The sequence below is a fragment of the Mucilaginibacter angelicae genome, assembly GCF_042434235.1.
Lineage (GTDB): Bacteria > Bacteroidota > Bacteroidia > Sphingobacteriales > Sphingobacteriaceae > Mucilaginibacter > Mucilaginibacter angelicae.
On record NZ_JBHLTS010000023.1, the window covers coordinates 69,082 to 90,211 of the forward strand.

The following is a 21,130-nucleotide window of genomic DNA, read 5'->3' on the forward strand; positions in this document are numbered from 1 at the left end:
GAAAACATATATCATCCATGACTATAACCGCCGAAACAACTACCGAGGAGAAAATACTGAATGCAGCAAGGAGCATCTTCACTAAAAAAGGTTTTCTTGCTACTACGGTAAGGGATATAGCTACCGAAGCCAACACCAATGTAGCATCGGTTAATTATTATTTTCGTAGTAAGGAAAACCTTTTTGCTTCTATCATGGATGAAACCATTAAAAAGCTTTTTGATAAAATTGAACCGGTTTTAAATGACGAGACTACCTCGGCCATTGAAAAGATAGAGATCTGTGTTGGATATTATATTGACCAGCTTTTGGAAAACCCGGATTTCCCTTTTTTTATGGTGAACGAGGTGCTTGCAGGGCAAACCACTTTGCCTATGGTTGAAAAGGTGAAAACATTAACCGGTTCGTATTTTGCCAAACAACTTTACGCCATGCAGGCCGATGGTGTTATCAAATTTCACCCCATTAACCTGATGTGGAATATTGCCGGCATGATCGTTTTCCCGTTTCTTTTACGCCCAAGGCAACTCGAAGCCGGCTATTTTGACGCTACAGAATTTGTGGCGATGATGAAGGATAGGAAAAAGCTGATCCCGGTTTGGATAGGGCAGGTGTTGAAGGGTAAATAGGAGACCTTAATCAGACATGGATACAGCCTTTCTATTAATCAGCCAACATCCCATTATAAAAACCAAAGCTGAAAGCGCACAGATCAAAATGTAAAAAGGTTCTCCCAACAAGGTTGAAAAAGATTGTTGACGTTGATAGGGTAAAAACAAAAATAATACTGATGTGCCGTTAATTGTTGCATGTATGATCATGCCTGGAATTACCGATTGCGTTTTGTAATAAGCCCACCCCAGAAATAAACCACCAAAAAAAGCGGGTAATGCCTGCCATGGATTTAAATGTATCAATCCAAAAAATAAGGCTGAGATCAGGATGGCTTTATTGGGAGCGTAGTTTTTCAACAATCCTTTTAAAACTATTCCACGGCATAGTATTTCTTCGAGTATAGGAGCTGCAATAACAAGCGTGATAATAGAAAAGAAATTCTTTGTAGAAACTTTTTCAAAAAAATTACGCACAGAGTCTGGCATAGGTATCAGATTGGAGACCCATTCCAGGCCTACAACCAAAGCTATTGTTGTTAAAATGAGTACTGGTATCAGCCAAAAAGGTATCTTATTAAAGCGGATGTTAAAAGGAGTTGGCTGATTTTTTTTAGCTTTTTTAATCCCATACCTGATCGTAAGTAGCATAAAACCAATATATAGTATCAAATTTATCAATGGCTTGATTGCTTCTGAACCAAGATGTTTACTGTCAAGAAACAGAAAGCCTCCAATTATTCCGCCAATGAGCATGAAGAAAATTAATACAAAAAACAATCGTGTGAGCGATTTTAAATTGGGATAAGCAGAGGTTAGGATCAACGCATCATTTGAGCTATTGACGATGAATGCATCGTTATCGGGTTGGATATTGTCCATTGTTTATTATGGCGATAAGGTAAAATAAGGTCTTGAAAATTCAGCGATCCATCATTCGCCAACCGCTTTCATGGTGAACATTCCGCTGTAATATTTGCGGTAGGCATAGCCCAGCAGCAGGTTGGGTACTACCAATGTAACGCCCATAAGCCATCCCGACGGCACTAAAAAAGTATGGAATAGTAATACATTTAAACTGATCGGGAACAATACCACAGCCGAAAATGGTGCATAGCGGTTAAACATCAACGACAGCCCACCCACAATTTGTATCACCTTTTGCATAGGATAAAAATATCCGGTACCCTTTAAACCTGCTATAAATGCACCAGCCTTGCCGGTATGCAGCGGCTGATAGGGTATAAAATGTAAAAAGTAATCAAGCCCGAATATCAAATATAACGAACCGAGCAGCACCCGGCATATCAGCGTAGTGGTTTTCATGATTGTTTATAAGCGGGCTGAATTTATTGAAAATTAATGATCAATTTCATGAAAATATAGGAATGATCAAAACGGGAGGAAAATAGAATCAGGCAGGCTGTAGGAAGCCAGGAAACTATTTAACGTGCAATAATATGCATGTGCTCTTCTCTTAAAAAGTCCAACAGGTCAACTTCCAGCACTTTTGCTATTTCAATAAGCCTGGCAAGGGTTAACTTAACATTGCCCAGCTCAATTTTACTGAATGTATTTTGTGATACCTTGAGTTTGTAGGCGACGTAAAACTGAGTGTAATTTTTTTCTTCCCTGACCGCACGGATCCTGTTGGCTATAAGTTTTTCGGTAAGCATTTCTTGTTTTGTGAGTTGGTAGTCTAAATAATTAACGTAATTACGAATGCTTCGGATTTGAAACAGGGATAATAAACAATTAAGTTGTGGGTATTTACTTTACTCTAAAACAGGGTATGGTTAATATATTGATATTCAGTTATTTGAATTGATTTTTCAGTGGACCTAAATCTGCTTGTAAAGTCAGCGCGTAGTTTCTTCCAAATTAATTAAAACAAGAAATTATGAAAAAAATGATCATCGCGGCCTTTGCAATAGTAGCTTTTGCAGTAGCGCCTAAAGCTAACGCTCAAACCAAAATGGTAGGCGGCGCAGCTATGTACCCAACTAAAGACATTATTGATAACGCGGTAAATTCAAAAGATCACACTACGCTTGTTGCCGCTGTTAAAGCCGCCGGTTTGGTTGAAACCCTGAAAGGCGCTGGCCCCTTCACCGTTTTTGCGCCAACCAACGAGGCATTTGATAAACTGCCGAAAGAGACTGTTCCAACTTTGTTGAAACCGGAGAATAAGGCAATGCTGACCAAAATCCTTACTTATCACGTAGTAGCAGGCCGTTTAAGCTCGGCTGATTTGTGGGCTAAAGTTAAGACAGGTATGGGTAAAGCGGAGTTAAAAACAGTAGCAGGAGGTACGCTTACCGTTATGGCACAAGGCAAAAAACTATACCTTGTTGATGAAAAAGGCGGTAAATCATGGATCACCATTGCCGATGTGTTTCAGAAAAATGGCGTTATCCATGTGGTTAACACCGTGTTGATGCCTAACTAATTATAATTTCAGGGCTTATAAATAATGCAGGCCCGGTTGCTTAAAGCACCGGGCCTTTTTCATTCAGGTTGATAATAAATAAAAATGTATTTGATTGATATTGTATGAATTATGCCTGATTAACTTTAAATTAGGTTAAAAAGTACGCGCATGGAAAGCTTCTGGAAGGAAAAAAAAGATTGGCTGAACAAATTAACCCTGGAAGATGCAAAATTCATATTTGACCAGGCCGAAAAATCATATAACCATACCATGGAAACGGCAAAGGGAATTTACGAGCGATCGAACGGGTTGCTGACGTTGGTTTCAGGTGTTTTGATTGGCCTTGTGGCTTATGCTATCGGAAGGTGGAAAGATAACCCGCATTTAGATACTTTGTTGTTCACTGCAATAGTAGGGATCTTTTACTTTTTGATACTGGGCTTGATATTTATTTTGGAAAGTGTAACACCAAGTGAATACCTTTTGCCCGGTACAAAACCTGAAGCATACTTTATTACCGGGTTTTTCAATGACAAACTTGAAGATGATGACCGGATATTAGCTTTCTATAAGGTTGAGATTATCAATTTTAAGGAACGGATTGAAGAAAACACTAAGAAAAATGATACCAGGTGGAAGATGTATATTCTTTGCTTAAGGGCAATATTTTTTTCGCCCATAGTTATGGGGATCGCTTTTGCTGTTGCAACTATAGCTTCCTGACTATTCCGACTCAACATAATCAGCCTCATCGGATGATGAAAGATCGTTACCTTCCCATAAATCGGGCGTACCGAAATCTCCTTCCAAATAGGGTTCGCTCTCGTCGGCACAAGGTGCGCTTTCAGATACATCAGTATCTAACCTGCCCACACGGCCCTTCCCCGATGTTTTAATATCCCAGATATCAGGAATGTTTTCACCCTCTTCGTCAGGAGTAGGGGTTTCGTCTGGGTCTGGAAATTGGCTCATAATCAAATAATTATTGCTGAATAAAGTTAAATTATTGATGGGATAAAAGCAAATTATAAATAAGCACGATGATCTTGGTTCAATGTAAGTCAATGTGCTTGTTTTCAAGGGATTTTTGTTTTCTTTGATTAAATCAATAGCTGATAATAAATGAACCTTGACAACATATTCCCATTAATTGTACCACGCAGTTATTACACTGAGGGAGCCTGGGAATTGCCGCACCAACAATTTAATAATAAAGAATTTTTGCTTACGTGGGTGTTTTTTAATAGCCCGGGTGCGATGACTTATATCAACAAAAATGAGTTTTCGGAATTGAATGAAAACAATAACGGTTGGCAGCAAAAAGCATTTGAAAATTTAAGGCATTCAATTACAAATAAAGAAAATTTCTTTACACATGAGGGTACAATGAGAGATGGTAAAGGGAAGAAGTTTTTAGTATTTATGCATAGCGATGGGATAGGCTCGAGCCGAATTCTTCTTTCACATGAATTATCCAAAGCTTTTCCTGAAGGATATTATGTGGCTTTTCCAGATAGAAGCTGCGGGTTGGTAATGTCATCTGCAGTAAGCGGAGATGAGTTGAAAGAAATAAAACAACTAATTAACAACATGTATAAAAATGCGACTACCGCTATGTCTGGTCAGTTATATACTTCTGGAAATTTTTTATTGCCAGCAGAGTGGTTATTACCTATGGACGAAGATTTCTCAAATACATTAATTGATAAAGCCCGTAAAGCAATAGGCGTTTGATGTAAACCTTCGCGCTATCCTACCTCACGCATTCTTTAACGCCGACAGGTCACATTGCAGATCTTTATCCCAATTCCCGGTTTTGGCCGCCGCATCATAAGTAGATTGCAAAAACTGAAGTAAAGTCCGTTCAGGATCGGCAGATCCCGAAACAACTTCATAGGTCAGTAAAAATTCACCCATTTCTGCGCTATAAAATGCTTCAGGAGGTGATACCAGCTGTTCACCAAAATCTGGGGCTGCAGGGTAACAGTAAGCATAGAAAACCGGATGCGGGAAAGCATCAGAGCCCGGCCAAAAACCACATGAGCTCACTTCCTGCGAATAGGCTTCCTGCATTACTTTTGCCGGCATATTGGGAACACTGCCCTGGTGTTTGGGAGCTGGTCTGCCCGAAAAGCGGGTGACAGCGAGGTCAAACCCTCCCCAAAAGAAATGAACCGGACTGTTTTTACCCTGGAAACCTGCCCTGAATTCAGTAAAAACGTTGTGGATCCTGACCAGGGCCTGCCAGTAATCGTGCATCATGGATGCGTTATAATTACAGGGTGTATGATTTTCGGCAAAAGGAATGGCCGGTTCAACTTCGTTAGGTACTGCATATATTTCTACATCGGCATTAACAGCGCTGATATTATCCATCAGTAATTTGTAAAACCCGGCTACACTTTCTGCACCAAGTCTAAAAGATCGGTTTTCTCCCGTGCTGGTGGATATATGCAGGTTATGACTAATAAAATCAAGGTCGATCTGGAACACTCCTCCTTTAAAGGGCATGCTGCCGGTGGTCAAACCGGTAGCGCTTATATACAAGGTAACCTGCCACGAATGATTAATCCATGGCATTTGCTTTAACCTCACTTTACCAATAATCTGGGTCCACATATGAACACTTGCAAGGGTATCCTTAAGGTCATGATACTCGAGCCTTGGCCAGCTTGTTGTTATCGGGTTGCTCATAGGTATATTGGGTTGAATCATTTAACTCTAAATTACTAATGTTTTGCGGATGTTATCTTGTCAAAAATCGATCAAAAGGAAATTAAAGCGGGCTTTCCAGAAGCATTTTTAATTTGCGAAACGAATTATAAGGCCCAACGGGTAAAGTGCTGTTTACCAGCCAAACAGGGATGCTTCCTCCTGGGTCCACGCTAAATGTATAATCGATTTTTAACATACTTTCGTTTTTTACGGTTACATTCCATAATGCAAGTGAGTAGGGTATCCTTATATACTTTTTATCCCTGGGTAAATAATCCGGAAGGCTCTTAACCTGGATCTGAAACTGTTCATGCTTTTCGGCGGGCATTACACTCAATTCAACTATCAGGTCACGGTCCTTTAATGGCCAGGGTAAATTGGATATAGAATGATAAATAAACTGGTCCGGGTTTACAACTTTCAGCATGCTGTTTTCCTTAGTACTATAAACCCAGGCATTATAATGGTCAATATCTTTTAATGCCGCAATTAGTTTTGTTTTGGTGGTATTAAATTCACAAAGTACACGGATCTCTTTCAGATTGCCCGTTAAGGGAGTTCTGGAATAAACCTCAATGCCATTTTCATTGCGTTTTAACTCCCATTTGCCCTGGGCATAAAGCCATGCAGGCGAAAAAAATAAGAAGCAACTAAAGAGCCATAACCCATTCATACTGTTTTTTTTACGCCTGCTCTTCATTTGCTTTTTTATGTTTTTAGGTCAAAGTACATACCGATGCTGATTGTTGCCTGTGCCGTAAACCTCATCGTCCTTATCAACTACAATTGGTATGGCAAATCGTTTCGTTTAAATATAAAAGAAGGGGGCTTGAAAATAAGAATCTCTGTTTGCGGGCCGCCAAATTGTATCGACCTATGAATATAACCCTTTCGCGCTGCACTGTCACATTTTTATATCATTTGTACCTGTTAACGGTCAGCTAACATGAGTGGGCTAAGTTGGCTGCCAAATTAATACACAATAAAAAAAGATCTACAAAAGCTACTTATGGTACTAAAAACTAACAGGAAAATTGGGCTGTTAATTAAAACCGGTTTAATGATTATGGTGGCAGGCTGCATCAGCGGTTCGGTATTGGGGCAAGCGGCCCACGTAAACCCCTGGGCTCCTAAACCTTTGGGCACGTTGCCGCCACCGGCCAGCCTCAGTAATGGTGTTTGGCTTAAAGGCGAGCTGCACATGCACTCCAGGCATAGTAAGGAATCGTCAAATAATTCAATCAGCAAGATCATCGCTTTTTGTAAATTGGTAGGGATCGATTTTTTGGCGATTACCGATCATGATAATCATGTGGAAGGCGACATAGCCCACAACACCTGGACCGACCCTGAGTTTAAGTCAGACTCGGTATTGTTGCTGTACGCTGCCGAATGGACAACCACCCGTGGCCATGGCAACGCGTTTTCGGCCAAACCTTATGATCATCAAAAGTTATATGATGTACGCGATCAGCGCGATACCGTAGTAGGGCGTATAAAAAATAGCCTGGGCATTCACCTGTCGGCTAATCACCCCAGCGGTAAAGATCATTTCGGGTATTCGTACGATATGGTTAATTCTATCGAGGTATGGAATTCGGCCATCTGGTCAAAAAATGCCAATGCTATCATGATCTGGGACGATATGCTGTCATCGGGCCGTAAACTAACAGGCAGGGGAGGGAGCGATGCCCATCACGGTGTTCCAGTTGGAGATGAAAAACCTGGCCCTAACACCTACCAGGCCAAGGCTAACTATGCCGGAACGCCTACTACATGGGTATTTGCAACTGCACGTACTAAGCAGGCTGTTATTGATGCACTAACCAATGGGCGTGTATCAATAAGTTCAAACCCTTATGCCCCCCGCGTAGAGTTTTATGCCGATTTAAATGGCGATGATAAAATGGATATGATGATGGGTGATAATGTGAAAGCAACAGGTAAGCCGGTTAAATTCAAAGTTCAGTTAACCGGAAACAGCATCAGGGATACTACCTACACTATTAATATAGTAAAAAACGGTAATCCGTTTAGTACTTTAAAAATGGATGGCAAAACGCATGTAGTTGAATTTACCGATACACCGGCAATAGCCGGCCGTACTTATTACCGGGTTACTGTTGAAGGGCCATCTACACCTTACCCGCAGGTGCCGCAATCGGCAGCACTGAGCGGGAATATGGTAGGGTTATCAAATCCGATCTGCTTTAATTTTGATCCGAATTTCTGATAACTTTATATAATAGAGAAAACCGTACACGAGCTTACGGTGTACGGTTTTTTATTGTAACTATTAACTAAAAGAACGAAGCTGCAAACTAAATTCTCTGGCCTCATAATTTTTATTGTTTCCTGATCACCTTCACAAATCCTTTTCAGGCACAATACATTATTCTATAAATCCCTGTTAAAAAGCTAAACCCGAATTTGAAAGAATAAAATTAATTGGCTTGACAGCAGATAAAGGAGGGCAAAAAAGAGCCCTCCTTTAATTATTGCCTTATTTTATTTGTGTTTAATTGTTTCTTCAACAACACGGTAACCACCGCCACCTAAATACCGGTAGTTAAGTATAAAACTTTTGGTGGCCGGATCATAAGTATTAGTCAATCCCGGTACAGGAAGTAACGGTTGAGTTGCACTAACATTACCAGAAACAGTTACCTCGTTTGTAGCTTCATTTACGGTCAGTGTCATTGATCCGCCGATATCGCCAATCTCAGTACTAACCGCAGTCGCGCCGGCCGTAGTAAGGGTTTTATCCCTGTCAATAGCACGATCGCCCGCTGTAGGGTGGTGGAAAGTACCTGTTGAGTGGTATTCACCATCATACTTATTTTTGATAGCAAAGAAGGTATACAGCGTATCCTTGCTTGCAGCATGTATGCTTAGGCCGGCAGCATCGCTAATTATGTATGCAAGTGCATATTTCTTTGTAAGGTCAAACTTACTTCCGTCCAATTTAATGGTAAAGTAGTTTTGAAAGTCGCCTGGCGCAAATTTAGCATTAAGGTTACCCGAGGTAGTGGCAGTAACTTTGGTACTGCTTATTGTATAAAGACTTGTTGGAAGTAATTCATACTCGGTGCCATTATCGTCATTATATTTAGTGATTGCGTCGGGAATTGCTTTTAAAACCACAGTTTGGTCTTTTTGCAGATCAGCCGCGCTTTTTGCATCGCGTTTGATTGAAAAAACGTCTACAGTTTTAATGTTTGTGAACGGGTCGAAGAAATGTGACTGTTCAAGGCCGTCAGGAAATCCTACAAATGATATTCCGTTATCAGCCGCTTGTCCGCCAACTTTATCGGCAGCAGTCTCTTTCCGGCAGCCTGAAAAAATGGCAACAGATGCGATACCGGCAACAAGCAAATATTTAATAAATATATTCTTTTTCATGTTGTGTCAATGTTTTAATTGTTGTCCTTGTCTTTCCTTGTATCCCACCATACGCGCGAATCCTGGCTGTCGCCGCCTGTTAACCGGGCAACTGCTGCATTCACGTTTGCACCATTAGTATTGTACTCGCTGGTAGCATAAACAAACCTGCGTACAATTTTCTTTGATGAGTTTGTAGCATCGGGGGCCGGGGTAAGCGATGGCCAGCCTGTTTTTCTCCATATATCCCAGGCCATATGTCCGTCAGGATAGCTTGAGATCCATCTTTGGGTAGATATGTTCTTTACCTGGGTATGAGTAATATCCGCATCTTTTGTATCGGTAACCGGGAACTGGTTTAAATAAGCAGTTGAAGGTGTGCCGGCGCCCCATTGAGCAAATGAAGCAGTTACACCTGATTTGTAAGCTGCAGAAGTAGATTCTGTAGTCCATCCCAGGTTGGCAGCTTCTGCACGGGCCAGCCATGTTTCGGCAGCACTGATCAGCATTACATAGCCATTTTCCAGTCTGTAGTCGCCACGCAGTACACGGGCCCATTTAGGGTTAGCATCAGTAAAGGCGGTTACAGTTAAACGGGCTAAACCATAAGGAACGCCAATGCTTGAAGTGTTGACATTTCCTGCGGCTTCGCTTTCACCGCCGAAAGCAGCCTGACGCGGGTCGCTGGTAGAAGCGGTGATATCAGTAAGGGTTTTTGCCTCGGCAAAGTCCTTACGGCCATTATAAAGGTTCCACCATGCGCTTTTGTAGTTACCACCAGGATATTGAAGCAGGAAGTTTTGCGAGTTATCGGTTATTACACCCGAAGCAACTGCTTCTTTAGCAGCAGTAGATGCTATAGTTGAAGCAGATGATACATTTGACATTTGCACTGCGATAAGCAGTTTAAGCGAGTTTGCCATTCTTTTCCATGATGCAACATCGCCTCCGTAAATGATATCACCGCTTATGGCAGATGAATCAAATGAGTTTATTGCATCTGTTAAAGTGGTGATCATACCCTTGTAAATAGTTTCCTGGGTATCATATTTAGGCAATATGTTGGCCGATCCCTTCAAGGCTTCGCTGTAAGGAACATCACCCCATGAATCGGTCACAATCCAGAAAATATATTGCTGCAATATTTTGGCAACATTAACCATGTTCTTGTTAGGGTTTTGGTTAATAACCAACTGCAGGTTATTTAAGTTGCCTGCATAGTTACCTGTGAACGAGTTTTGAGGCAGGTTATACAATGAAGTACCTGAGTACTGTGTTTCGGTAAAATATTGAGCGTACTGACCGCCGCTTATCGCTTCGGTACCTGTTGAACCATAGCCGCCTAAGCTGGCCTCAACATTTGATAACAAAGCCGAAGGGATCGGTGTTACGGTTGCCGCAGGATTGTTGTTCACATCGCCAAAATCCTTTAGCTTATTGCAACCCGCGCCTAAAAAGGTAAACGCGCCTGCTAATGTATATAGATATATCTTTTTCATTTTTTCTTGGTCTAATAATCCTTATTCGCTTAGAATGTTACTTTTAGGTTGAAACCGATACCTCTTGTGCCTGGATATTGGGCAGTTTCACCTTCTGTCGCGCTGATCTCTGATGGATCAAAATCTTTCGATTTAGCGTATATTAACAATAAGTTACGGCCGGTTAAATCAATCCTTGCAGACTGGAAAACATTTCCTAAACCCCATTTTTTGATCGGCAGGTTGTAACCTACAGCAACTTCACGAAGTTTGATGAAAGTCAGATCGTAGATATATGGGTCGTAAGTTTTATTGTTTGTTAAACCCTGGTAGTATGATTTTGCGTCAACATAATAAGTAACAGGGTTGTTGTTAGCATCAACACCGGTAACTTTAACACCGCCGCCATCAGCAACAGGATCACGTACCGACAATCCTTTATCGTTAAGTGCAGCAGTATTAGCAGTTAAGCCGCTATACTGGCCCCAACGGTTTGATAATGACACGAATTTACCGCCAAACTGATAATCGATATTTGCGCTCAGCACAAAGTCTTTAAAGATGGTAAATGAGTTTTGTAAACCGCCTGTGTATTTAGGCAAGGCGCTTCCGAAATATACGTTAGGGTCGTTGATATAGGCGCCCGATGAAGTAAGGATTGGAATACCAGCCGAGTTACGTTTGATACCGTTACCGTAGATCTGACCCCACCATTTGCCTTTTTGATTGATGAGGTAAGGCATATCTGTACCCCATACACCGGCAACCTGCACACGGTCAACTCCGTATTTGTTGCTGATCTCAACAACTGTATTGTCAAGTAACTGGGCAAAGTTTGTACTAACAGTCCAGCTAAAGTTTGGCAACTTAACAGGAGTACCGCTTGCAGTAATCTCCAAACCTCTTCTTTTGATCAAACCTACGTTGGTAAGGATAGATGAAACACCACTGGCAGCATTAACCGCTAAGCCCAGTGGAATGTCTTTATCATCTGCAGCCCAGTAAGTAGCACCAATAGTTAACCTGTCGTTAAAGAAACCCAGGTCTAAACCAACCTCTTTTGAAGTAGTTGTGGTTCCGTGCAGTGCAGGGTCAACAAACTGGGTTGGACCGCCTTGTAGTAAAGCGCCATTCCATTTGTTTGCAGCAATGCCGTAAAGTGTATTGTTCCTGTACGCACCAAATGTTTCGGTTGATGTACCTAAAGCCAATGGTACCTGGCCCCATGATCCCCTTACTTTACCGTAGCTCAACCAGTCTTTAAATTCAGGCAATAGCTCGCTGAACACAACTGAACCACCGAATGATTTTGACAATACTGAGTTGGCATCGTTTACTGTAGAAATGGTTGAGAACCAGTCGTTACGCAATGTTGCATCAACATAGTAAATCCTTTTGTAGTTGACAGAGGCTTTTCCGAATATTGCGCGGTATTGCTCCTGGGTCCTGGTGTTGTTAGCGCTGATAGGGTCAACAGAGTTTGCCAGAGTGTACAGATCAGGAACACTTAAACCGTTATTAGTGGTTGCTGAGTTGTCTTTGTAGCTCCAGTTATAAAAATCGCTACCTGCGTTAACATTTACGTGAAAATCTTTGATTTGCTTATCATAGTTAAGCAAGGTTTCATAGTTCTCACGGTTAGAGTAAGAAGTTGAAGTACCGTAACCAGCTTTCTGACCTGTTTGGGTACCACTTGCCTGTATTTCAGACGAAATCTTGCCTTCGTTCCAGGTGTTGGTTTGGTTGCGGCGGTAAGTAACCTTAAAGCTCAGATCGTTATTGATCTTGTACTGTAAGTAAATATTTCCGTACAAACGATCGCGGGTGTTAAGGCTTTGCCATTGTTTTTGCCATAAATATGGGTTATACCAGTAGTTACCTGCATAAAATGCGCCCGGGTTAGAGGCATCGTATGAATTTGGGTTCTGGTGGTTCCAGCTTACATAAGTACCATCAGGTGATTTAAGGTCCTGTAACTCTTTCATGATGCCCATGTCAAGGTCACGGTGGAACCATGAGTTGAATGAACCGCTTGATGCACTTGCGTAAGCATCGCTGATCTGACCGTGAAGCTGTGTGCCTGAAAAGTTAATACTTGCACCTGCAGTCAGGTGTTTGTTAAGATCGTAGTTAGCGTTCAGGGTGAAGTTGTTTTTGTTTAACCAGGTTTCGGGCACTATACCTGTAGTGTGCTGGTTATTGTACGACATCCTGATGTTGTAGTCGTCGGCAGCTTTGGTGAAGGAAACACTGTTGTTTAAAGCTACACCAGTGCGGAAAAAGTCCTTAGCGTTATCCGGCTGAGGGGTCCATTTTGCTGTTTTGAACGAGTATTTAGTACCGGCAGCCCATGCATACCATGGAATATACTCCTGGCCAACCATTTTAGGTCCCCAGCTGCTATCATCGGTATAATCCGGATAATATTTGCCGTCTAAAGCTTTCCATCCTTCAGGATCGCCATCTTTCCAATGATACTGAATGAAATCGGCAGAGGCGCCGCCACCGTAGGTGTTTTGGTAGTTAGGTAAAATGTAAGCCTTGTCGAAATTGGCTCCAAGGTTTAACTCAACACCAACACCTTTTGTTTTTTTACCTTTTTTAGTTGTGATAACGATAGCACCATAAGCACCCTGTGACCCGAACTGCGCAGATGCCGCAGGACCATTCAGGATACTGATGTTGTCGATATCGTCATTGCTCAAATCGTCGGCGTTTGGCATTATCGTACCGTCAACTACATACAAAGGGTTGTTGCCGCTGCCAAAGCCGGTAGCGCCACGCAGCCTGATGTTGGTGTTACGGCCCAGTGCTGCTGCCGATTGGCTGCGTACCTGAACACCTGCAACTTTACCTGCCAGCGCGTTGTTAACGTTAGGCTGGCGGATAGTGTTAAGCTGATCTGACTTTACAACCTGCGCAGCGTACGAAGCCGAACGTGATGATTGTTTGGTACCGTAAGCACCGGTGATTACCACTTCTGATAATTTGCTGGCACTGCTTGTTAATTTAACATCCAACGGGGCCGAAGTAATTTCAACTGTTGAAGGAGTAAACCCAATAAAGGTAAAGCTTAGTGATTTTGCAGATGCGGGAACGGATAAAGAGAATTTGCCGTCTGCATTTGTTTGTGTACCAACCGTGGTACCTACAACTCTTACGGACACGCCTGGTAGCGGTAGTCCATCGTCTTTTGAAGTTACCCGGCCGGTAACTGTTTTGTTTTGTGCTTGTACCACACTAATAAATAGCATGATAAAACACCAGCTTGCGAGTAGGAGTTTTTTCATTGTTAAAAAATCAGTTTTAGTTAATACCCAAAACTACAATTTTTGTAATAAAATGAAAAAAAAGTTGAAAAAAGTTTAATATTCCTTTCGTATATTAAAATATTTATAAAAATGTTGATAAAACGTTGTTTCAAAATGAATAAAAATGGCTCTTTTTTAAATTCTTCATATAAAATTCATATAAATTTTGTGTGAATTTTAATTTTTTAAGCAATTGTGCTAAGATGTACATAAAAAAGACAGGGGATATTACTTATAAATGCCGTATTATGAAAAATATTGGGTAATAAATTCAAGAAAGTGTGTTTTTTTAATAATTTAAAGTAAAATAATTGTTTTGTAAAAGCCTGAGAATTTTAATTTTTAAAAATAATAATATTTTTTTGTAAAAGAAATGTGACAATGGCGCCGATATAACAAATCTATTGGTAAAAGCTTTTACCAGATAATATTTGAAATGATGTTATTTTGTTTTAAATACTTGATTGATAGCTATTTGTGATTGTTTTATTCTTATAGGGAATTATTATTGTTGTTGAGATTTTGTTTTTTAACAAGATGTTTTAATGAAAAATTAATAGTTAAGTCATAGTTGATAGTATTTAAGTGACTTAAAATTAATTAGTTTTCATTGTTTTAATTAAAAAAAAGTTCAGATAATTTTAAAAAAAATGTATTCAACGCTCCGATGCACCTCAAATATCACCATTATGGTACCCTCGCAGAATGATAATTACTGCTCCAGGTTGCCGTTTACTGATCTTGAAGTTCCTTAAAAGATTGTTTGAAATAGCTGCCTGCAGGAGCAAAGGAGTTTAACTTGCACCGAAAACAGAAGATATTTCCCTGGCCGCCCCCTTTTTTAGTATTTAAATGAACAGGAGGGCTGGTTTTAGCATGCACAGTTGTTGTTTTATTTAAGATTGAAGGATTGGCAAGTTTTTCTGTTAATAATGCCGCAAACACTTCTGTTTGCGATTCCTGGGGCGATACCTTTAAAACAGTATGTGAAACATTATTACATTTGGTTAACTGGTTTCTCTTTTGGTTGGGAAACCTGTTCTGGGCCCTTGGTAAAATTACATCGTTGCCATAAGACCTATCCTGTAGTAATGCGATTATACAAATCAGCATTATTATAAATGTGCTAATAAAAAATTGCATTACTTTTTGGGTTAATAGGTTCGGATAAATATTGTGAATATAAGTACTGTGTTATTGAGCTTATATAAATATGAAGAGCCATAGTTTCTCATCTTATTTCTGCTTATTTTCAGTAAACAATTTTATGAAGCGGTACCAGGGCATACAATACAAAGCAGTTGGTATTTTTTGTGATTAGGATAAAATATAGATTTACACTGAATTTATAAGATGGAAAGCACCTTGGAAAAATTATCAGTAATTATTGCGGATGATCATACTTTATTTATAAACGGCCTATGTATGTTATTGCAGGGCGAGCCGGGTATTGAGGTTATAAGTGTTGCAGCCAGCGGTAAGGAAATGCTGCACTTATTGCATACCCATACACCCAACCTGGTATTGCTTGATATTAATATGCCTGGTATTAACGGGTTTGAAGTGCTTAAGCGAATAAAGGATTACTACCCTAAAATTAAAGTAATCATGCTTTCTACCTATAATGAAGAGCATTTGATTGAAAAAGCAAAAGCTGAAGGCGCTAATGGATACTTGTTCAAAAATGTTGAAAAAGCCGAGTTATTACAGGTAATGCGTTCTGTAGCGCAGGGACAGCTGTGTTTTCCGTATAAACAACCGGTTGTTAACTCCCCGCTTAATGAATCAGATCCTTTTTTAAAGCAATTTCAGCTTACCAAAAGGGAAACTGAACTTTTGCAGTTTATAAAGCAGAATTTTACCAATCAGCAAATGGCCGATCATCTTCATCTAAGTATTTATACTGTTGAAACACATCGTAAAAATATTATGCAAAAACTCAACCTGAAAAACCCGGTTGAGCTTACCCGGTTTATAATGCAGTATAACTTATAAGGGCTTATTGGTAAGCGGAATATAAACAGATACAAGTGTACCCCTGTTAACCTGCGAATCAAATTCAACCTTGCCTTTTAAAAAATTTATCCGCGACCGCAGATTGTTTAACCCCATTCCCTTAAAAATATCCGGATTGGTGGTATCAAACCCTTTGCCATTATCTTCGATGGTAAGACTGATGCTATCTTCGTTCCTGATAAGTGAAATGTCAAGCCTGTCGGCCTGCGCATGCTTCATTACATTGTTTACACTTTCCTGCAGTACCCGGTACAGGATGATTTCAATAGTATTATCAAACGGCGAATCAAAGCCACTGCTAAAAAAGTTTATGGCAGTGCTGTCGTTCCTGATATTCTCAATAAATTGTTTAATTACCTGCGCCAGCCCTGTTTTATGAAGCGCCCAGGGCATCATATTATGTGATATCGTCCGTACTTCTTTAAACCCATAATCAACAAGGTTAATTACTTTTTCAAAACGGGCCTTTTGCTCTTCATCCACAAAAGGTAATTCGCTGCCAATAACTGATAGATTGATTTTGGCGGCCGACATTGTTTGGCTTACGCTATCATGTAAATCCTGGGCAATTCTCCTTCTTTCGCTTTCTTCGGCAGCAATAATGGCCTGCATGGCAATGTTGCGCTGTTTTAACTGGTTTTGTTTGTAGTAGAAAAAACCTGCAAATAACATCAACAGTATAAAAATGACGATCCCCGCCATCCAGTAATTGCGTTTGGTTATTTCAAACTGCTGCTGCAGTACCTGGTCTTCGCGCTGCTTTATTTCATATTTTGCCTGTAGTTCATCAATTGTATTGTTACCTGATGATTTAATGGCAGCGTGCTTTTTTAAATAAACCAGCGATTGCTCATAATTGCCCGTCTGTTCATACAAATCGGCTAATTCATTGGTAGCGCTTCTTTGCATATCCGTGTAATTTATTTGGATGGCAAACTGGAGGCAGTTTTTTAAAGCATCAAGCGATTGCAGGTATTGCTGTTTGTTTTTATAAAGGACACCGAGATTAAAGTAATTAATTGAAAGTGCCAGGGTATCATTTAATGATTTTTTGACATCAATGGTTTTTAAAATTTCCTGTGCCGATTGGCTTTGCTTTATACTTCCCATAACATCGCCCATAAATTGATGGCTATATGCTTCAGAAGTGTTTTGATTTGTTTGCCTCACAAGGTTCAGGGAGTCTTTTATATCAAAAGCCTGTCTGAAATAATTTAAAGCTTCCCGGTAATTGTTTTTAGCTTCATATAAGGCGCCGGCCTGGTTTAGAGTTCCCATCAATGCTACACGCTCGCCGGTTTTGGGTGCATATGAAATTGCCAGCATGCAAAATTCAAGAGCCTTATCATAGTTTTTTAATCTAACATAGGCTTTTGCTAACCTGCTGTAATCATCTGTTAAAAGATACTGCTGATTTGTTTTGCTCAAAATAGTGGCGGCAATATTATAATAATATGCTGCAGAATCATACAGGTTAGTTTGGTAATAGGCCTTCCCCAAAGTTTGAGACAGTAAGGTAACAGCTTTTTTATTATTTAGCTGCCTGGCAAGGTTTAAACCTTGTTTTGCAATTGCAATAATTTTATCCGGATTTTGTTCAACCGGGCTGGTGGTTATCCGGGTAGCGGCTGTTAAACGTTTTTGCGGTGATGCTTTACCGAAAACAATTTTCTTTAAACTATCAATATTTTGACCGGAACACGGAATTACAGTTAAAATAAAAAGAAGAAACAAAAGGTATTTCATATCCGGTTTCTGGTCCCGGTTAAAGATAGTAATTTGATATTTGTCGGCAAAAGCTGTTGGTTTTGGAAGTAGTTAACCTGGTTAGCTGGTTTTAATAATCAGGATTATCAGGGCAGACATTATCGCCAATACAAAAAAAATAATTTGCCGTTGCCTGGCACTGATAATGCTTGGTATGCGGCCGGTTCCCTGCAGTTTGTTGAGTTTTAGTTTGTACATGGCCGATAATCCCATAAAAGTTAGAGAAATAAAGCCTACGAGGTAATTTAAATTGCTCTCCATAATCTTTTAATTTAGGTGCAACCCGATGAATTAATGTGTTTTAAAACAATGCTTAAGCAGTGTTTTCATTTATTTCGCTGTTGCTTTTGATAATACAATTTTATGGAGCTGCCGAAAAGTACACAATACAAAGCAGTTGGTATTTTGGAGAGCCATGATAAAGCTTAGTTTTACAAATGATATTACAATAGGTACGCCCTGCGGATGCGCTATTTATATAATGTTATACAGGTTAGCAATATTGGAAAGCCTTATAGCGCAAATTGATAAAAAGGATTAACTTTATTAGCGGTTTTACCCGTATAAGTTGCCGGTATACCTGATGTGATTTTTGCTTACCTGATATCAATAAAGGCTTTATTAATTAACAATAATATTATTCATCAAATAAAACTGACTGTTTGTTTTAAAAACAATCGCTTTCTGCAGAAAGATAATTAAATGGGAATGTTATACATCGTCCAAAAAAAGAAAAAAAACCGGCGGCGCAATAGATTGATACCATACTTTGTTTGGTTAGTTATTGTTTTGGGCTGCCTGGATCATGCAATTGCACAAAACCGGAATAACCAGTCGGATTGGAATGTACCGCCGCCGTTAACACCGGGTACGATAACCAAAGGGAATACACCGGGCAATGGTTCGGCTGGTAAACCTATTGTGCTTTCGCTTACCGATATTCCGGTGCTTCCACAACCGCTTGTTTCGTCAACTCAAATGCCTGTACTGGCAGCAATTGGCTCAACGCCGCCAGTGGTTGATGCCCCCGTTCAACCTAATATTAATACTGCAGCAGCCGGATTGCCCGAAATTCCATCGCCTGAAGCACCTGAAGCCCCTCATTTGCCAAAGCAAACCATGCAGGACCTCCAGCTTTCATCTGTCATGGAACTTCCCTTACCCGAATCTCCGGAACTGCCGCCATTTCCTGTTGAACCAACTGTTTCGGGGAAAATAAATATGATAAAAGGCCCGGTTCCGGTAATGCCCGATATAACAGGGACGATACCGGTTTTACAGCCCCCGGGCGATCTTATACCGTGGTCTATCCCACAAATTCCTGATAATACCGGTTTTAAATTGGCTATACCAACCGGGGCAAAGGAAGATAAGGCGAAAGGTAAACCCCAATCAAACAGGAAAAAATAATAGTAGCTGTGACATAATGCCTGATTATTTACATGCATTATAACAAAACACTAAAATGAAAAGTACCCCAATTGAGTTAAAATATATATTAGTTGTTATACTGGCCTTTATTAGCGGTGTTACCTGTGCGCAAGTGAGATTTAAACAGGGTGATGAGTTTCAAAGGCAGGTAATTACAAAATCAAATTGCGTTTTACAGCGTGGCAGCCAAACCTTGCATGTTGGTTCGGTTTCAATAGTTGTGAAAAACTATAAGGTAACTGAGGCTTCTGAAAAGGGGGCTTCTTTTACCGTTACTACTGATAAGCTGATTGATACCATAAACGCAATGAACCAAAACCTGGTATATCATTCAGGTAAACCTGCCGATCCAAATTCTATTATCCAGGTTGGCTTGCAAAAGATGTTAAATAATCCATCAATAGTTTCGGTAAATAACAAAGGCGAGATCCTGAATTTAAAAAGGCCTGTTGTTGCTAATGATACCCTTTTATCTTTTGCAGGGATACAGCCCGAACACTTACTGCCGGGTAGCACGCTGCAATTAATGGTTGATTTTCCGGTTAGCCTGACACTTAAAAAAGGCTATTCATGGAAAGCTGCCACCTCATCGGCCGAAACCAGCTACACTGTTTATGCTATTAATGGCCAAACCACTGTTATTACATATAAAACATCTGTTTTAGGCGGGAGTTTAAATAGCAGGATAAACGGATCGATACTCATTGATAACAATACCGGTGTTATTTTAAAACGCTACGCTCAAAGTGTTTCAACCGGGTATGAAATGGTAAATGGAATAGTTTATACCGCCACCCGCCGTACTGCTGTTACCGAGGTCTGTAATAAGAAATAGCGTTGCAATACTATCTTCTAAAGTATAATCTGACTGTCGTTATCCTTTTCGCTGGTTCAGGGTTTTTAACTGTTGCTGTCTTTTTACCTTACTAATCCCGCCCGTTCGCAATAGTTTATAGATTACCTATTATAAAATTGAAGCCAATCTATTAGCTTTTAGCTTTGTGCTTTTAGCTTTTCCTCTCATTACCGGGTATTTATACGCATAATATCAATAAGGTATTTATACTCTTGAACCGCCTGTTCGCCGCTGCTAATTTTACAGTGAAAATGATACCCGGGAATTTCATTTTTTGGCAGCTAAACCTCATGTAGTATTTAAGTTCATCAACGAAAAACAATGGACTGATCAATGCAAACTCTTGCAGCAGGCAAAATCTGCATGCATGGGCACGGGGATTTAATAGCTAAAAAAGGTGGAATTCAGCTACCACTTAAAAAAACGGGTCTACCTGTAAAGGCAATATTGCAGGGGCGAAACCGAAAAGCCAAATGAGTAGGAAAAAACATACATCTAAAAATGGCAACAATTAATGTTTTAATCGCAGTAGACGGAGCAAAATTAGCTTCTCAGGTAGCAGATGGCAGCCTTTCAGGAGGTTCACAAAGTAATCCAACAAATTTAGGATCTTATGGTTCATCAAATGTTTACGTAGCAATGATTGCTCCTAACAGCTACGTTAGTAACAGTACCCAGGGACAATCAGAACTACAGATCAGCGCCAACAGCGGTGATACTGTTGAGTGGGCTATTACCACATTTGATAATAATTTTGATCAAACACCATATTTATATGGCGGATCATTTAATCCCTCAACAGCTATTAACCTGCCGCTGTCTTACGCCTGTGGCCAGGCTTACTCTTACCTTGCTTTGGGTAACCCGCCGGCAAACACGCCAACACAATTTATTAACCAGGTTAGTACTGTTTCAGGAACAATTATACAGCTTAAGGTTACAATTCAATATTCATTATCGTTTACGCTGGTTAACAACTCAACCGGACAGATTATTGGGTATTTTAGCTGGGATCCGTTTATTAATGTTAACTAATTTATAGTTATCGTAATATATCCAATCAGCTATAAACCTTTAGCAAAGTAATAAAAAGGCCGCTGCAAATCTTGCAGCGGCCTTTTGAATTACTAAAC

20 protein-coding genes are annotated in these 21,130 nt (G+C 40.2%); 9 read left to right on the forward strand and 11 right to left on the reverse strand.

The features are described 5' to 3' along the window. Window positions 1-17 precede the first annotated feature (17 nt). Window positions 18-629 (forward strand): TetR/AcrR family transcriptional regulator, encoded by a 612-nt coding sequence (locus ACFFGT_RS17420; protein ID WP_377023810.1) that lies wholly within the window; start codon window positions 18-20, stop codon window positions 627-629. A gap of 6 nt (window positions 630-635) precedes the next feature. Here ACFFGT_RS17420 and ACFFGT_RS17425 read toward each other — a convergent pair whose 3' ends face one another. The 3 genes from ACFFGT_RS17425 to ACFFGT_RS17435 all read right to left on the reverse strand — a co-directional run bounded on the left by ACFFGT_RS17425 (window position 636) and on the right by ACFFGT_RS17435 (window position 2,287). Further along, window positions 636-1,493 carry a CPBP family intramembrane glutamic endopeptidase gene (locus ACFFGT_RS17425; RefSeq protein ID WP_377023811.1) on the reverse strand — a complete coding sequence of 286 codons (858 nt, stop codon included), beginning with the start codon at window positions 1,491-1,493 and terminating at the stop codon, window positions 636-638. Window positions 1,494-1,544: 51 nt separating this feature from the next. Next, on the reverse strand, window positions 1,545-1,937 hold the full coding sequence (locus ACFFGT_RS17430; RefSeq protein WP_091211342.1) for a DoxX family membrane protein: 393 nt from the start codon (window positions 1,935-1,937) through the stop codon (window positions 1,545-1,547). Window positions 1,938-2,056: 119 nt separating this feature from the next. Next, window positions 2,057-2,287 (reverse strand): helix-turn-helix domain-containing protein, encoded by a 231-nt coding sequence (locus tag ACFFGT_RS17435; RefSeq protein ID WP_377023812.1) that lies wholly within the window; start codon window positions 2,285-2,287, stop codon window positions 2,057-2,059. Window positions 2,288-2,511: 224 nt separating this feature from the next. Here ACFFGT_RS17435 and ACFFGT_RS17440 point away from each other — a divergent pair, with 224 nt between their 5' ends. Both ACFFGT_RS17440 and ACFFGT_RS17445 read left to right on the forward strand, forming a co-directional pair. After that, entirely contained in the window at window positions 2,512-3,060 is a 549-nt protein-coding gene (locus ACFFGT_RS17440; protein WP_377023813.1) for a fasciclin domain-containing protein, read from the forward strand. A 150-nt stretch (window positions 3,061-3,210) separates the two neighbouring features. After that, window positions 3,211-3,765, forward strand: a complete 555-nt coding sequence (locus ACFFGT_RS17445; protein ID WP_377023814.1) for a hypothetical protein — start codon at window positions 3,211-3,213, stop codon at window positions 3,763-3,765. Here the strand turns inward: ACFFGT_RS17445 and ACFFGT_RS17450 are convergent, their stop codons facing one another. After that, window positions 3,766-4,014 carry a hypothetical protein gene (locus ACFFGT_RS17450; protein WP_377023815.1) on the reverse strand — a complete coding sequence of 83 codons (249 nt, stop codon included), beginning with the start codon at window positions 4,012-4,014 and terminating at the stop codon, window positions 3,766-3,768. It lies immediately after the preceding gene. 150 nt (window positions 4,015-4,164) lie between these two features. Here ACFFGT_RS17450 and ACFFGT_RS17455 point away from each other — a divergent pair, with 150 nt between their 5' ends. Next, complete coding sequence (locus ACFFGT_RS17455) at window positions 4,165-4,776, forward strand: DUF1444 domain-containing protein (protein ID WP_377023816.1); 612 nt, start codon at window positions 4,165-4,167, stop codon at window positions 4,774-4,776. A gap of 24 nt (window positions 4,777-4,800) precedes the next feature. Here ACFFGT_RS17455 and ACFFGT_RS17460 read toward each other — a convergent pair whose 3' ends face one another. Next, window positions 4,801-5,736: a DUF5996 family protein gene (locus ACFFGT_RS17460; RefSeq protein ID WP_377023817.1), complete on the reverse strand. Its 936-nt coding sequence runs from the start codon at window positions 5,734-5,736 to the stop codon at window positions 4,801-4,803. An 82-nt stretch (window positions 5,737-5,818) separates the two neighbouring features. Beyond that, window positions 5,819-6,457: an SRPBCC family protein gene (locus ACFFGT_RS17465; protein ID WP_377023818.1), complete on the reverse strand. Its 639-nt coding sequence runs from the start codon at window positions 6,455-6,457 to the stop codon at window positions 5,819-5,821. A gap of 309 nt (window positions 6,458-6,766) precedes the next feature. On the opposite strand from ACFFGT_RS17465, the gene ACFFGT_RS17470 reads away from it, so the two are divergent. Beyond that, window positions 6,767-7,990: a CehA/McbA family metallohydrolase gene (locus tag ACFFGT_RS17470; RefSeq protein ID WP_377023819.1), complete on the forward strand. Its 1,224-nt coding sequence runs from the start codon at window positions 6,767-6,769 to the stop codon at window positions 7,988-7,990. Between the two features lie 275 nt (window positions 7,991-8,265). On the opposite strand, the gene ACFFGT_RS17475 is transcribed toward ACFFGT_RS17470, so the two are convergent. The 3 genes from ACFFGT_RS17475 to ACFFGT_RS17485 are packed head-to-tail and all read right to left on the reverse strand — an operon-like array spanning window position 8,266 to window position 13,906. Further along, window positions 8,266-9,159 (reverse strand): BT_3987 domain-containing protein, encoded by an 894-nt coding sequence (locus tag ACFFGT_RS17475; RefSeq protein WP_377023820.1) that lies wholly within the window; start codon window positions 9,157-9,159, stop codon window positions 8,266-8,268. A gap of 14 nt (window positions 9,160-9,173) precedes the next feature. Then, window positions 9,174-10,637: a SusD/RagB family nutrient-binding outer membrane lipoprotein gene (locus tag ACFFGT_RS17480; protein ID WP_377023821.1), complete on the reverse strand. Its 1,464-nt coding sequence runs from the start codon at window positions 10,635-10,637 to the stop codon at window positions 9,174-9,176. A gap of 29 nt (window positions 10,638-10,666) precedes the next feature. After that, complete coding sequence (locus ACFFGT_RS17485) at window positions 10,667-13,906, reverse strand: SusC/RagA family TonB-linked outer membrane protein (RefSeq protein ID WP_377023822.1); 3,240 nt, start codon at window positions 13,904-13,906, stop codon at window positions 10,667-10,669. A gap of 1,374 nt (window positions 13,907-15,280) precedes the next feature. On the opposite strand from ACFFGT_RS17485, the gene ACFFGT_RS17490 reads away from it, so the two are divergent. Further along, window positions 15,281-15,922 (forward strand): response regulator, encoded by a 642-nt coding sequence (locus tag ACFFGT_RS17490; RefSeq protein ID WP_377023823.1) that lies wholly within the window; start codon window positions 15,281-15,283, stop codon window positions 15,920-15,922. On the opposite strand, the gene ACFFGT_RS17495 is transcribed toward ACFFGT_RS17490, so the two are convergent. Continuing rightward, a complete protein-coding gene (locus tag ACFFGT_RS17495) occupies window positions 15,917-17,689 on the reverse strand; it encodes a tetratricopeptide repeat-containing sensor histidine kinase (RefSeq protein ID WP_377023824.1) in 1,773 nt (590 codons plus the stop codon). The genes ACFFGT_RS17490 and ACFFGT_RS17495 overlap by 6 nt on opposite strands. A gap of 81 nt (window positions 17,690-17,770) precedes the next feature. Then, on the reverse strand, window positions 17,771-17,971 hold the full coding sequence (locus ACFFGT_RS17500; protein ID WP_377023825.1) for a hypothetical protein: 201 nt from the start codon (window positions 17,969-17,971) through the stop codon (window positions 17,771-17,773). A 495-nt stretch (window positions 17,972-18,466) separates the two neighbouring features. Between ACFFGT_RS17500 and ACFFGT_RS17505 the strand changes: the two genes are divergently transcribed. The 3 genes from ACFFGT_RS17505 to ACFFGT_RS17515 all read left to right on the forward strand — a co-directional run bounded on the left by ACFFGT_RS17505 (window position 18,467) and on the right by ACFFGT_RS17515 (window position 21,032). Further along, window positions 18,467-19,120, forward strand: a complete 654-nt coding sequence (locus tag ACFFGT_RS17505; RefSeq protein ID WP_377023826.1) for a hypothetical protein — start codon at window positions 18,467-18,469, stop codon at window positions 19,118-19,120. 55 nt (window positions 19,121-19,175) lie between these two features. Beyond that, window positions 19,176-19,976, forward strand: a complete 801-nt coding sequence (locus ACFFGT_RS17510) for a hypothetical protein (RefSeq protein ID WP_377023827.1) — start codon at window positions 19,176-19,178, stop codon at window positions 19,974-19,976. A 522-nt stretch (window positions 19,977-20,498) separates the two neighbouring features. Beyond that, window positions 20,499-21,032, forward strand: coding sequence for an AidA/PixA family protein (locus ACFFGT_RS17515; RefSeq protein ID WP_377023828.1), 534 nt, complete (start codon window positions 20,499-20,501; stop codon window positions 21,030-21,032). Window positions 21,033-21,130: the final 98 nt, after the last annotated feature.